The organism is Bradyrhizobium sp. Leo170 (assembly GCF_004296405.1).
Taxonomy (GTDB): domain Bacteria; phylum Pseudomonadota; class Alphaproteobacteria; order Rhizobiales; family Xanthobacteraceae; genus Bradyrhizobium.
In genome coordinates this window covers 1-473 of sequence record NZ_PSRR01000867.1, presented here as the reverse complement: position 1 = coordinate 473, position 473 = coordinate 1, and the positions used below count along the sequence as shown (strand labels likewise).

Below are 473 nucleotides of genomic sequence, written 5' to 3'. Positions count from 1 at the left end.
CGCGGTGACGGGCTGGCATCGCAAGCACGCGGTTCGGGCGCTTGCCAGCCATGTTGCAATTTCGCCGGAGGCCCGGCGACAGCGAAGGCCGACCTATGGCGCCCCTATCAGGGATGCGCTGGTGGCGCTGTGGGAGGCCTCGGATCGGATCTGCGGCAAGCGGCTCAAGGTAATGATTCCGACGTTGCTGCCTTCGCTGGAGCGGCATTGCCGGCTCAAGCTCGACCAGGCGGATCGAGCGCTGGTGCTCGGCGTCAGCGCAGCCACGATTGATCGCCTGCTGGTCGAGACCAAAATTGCCGCGGCCGGCGGTAAGCGCCGGCGGGTCGGCTTTTATTCGGCGGTACGGCGGGAAGTTCCGATCCGGACGTTCAACGACTGGCACGATCCACCTCCGGGGTTCTGCGAGGTCGACATGGTGGCTCATGGCGGCACATCTGTAGCTGGCTCGTTCATTCAGACGTTGACGATGG

The 473-nt window shown here is 64.9% G+C and carries 1 pseudogene; it reads left to right on the top strand.

The features are described 5' to 3' along the window. Window positions 1-473: pseudogene (locus tag CWO89_RS46735) on the top strand (transposase); the annotation flags it as partial.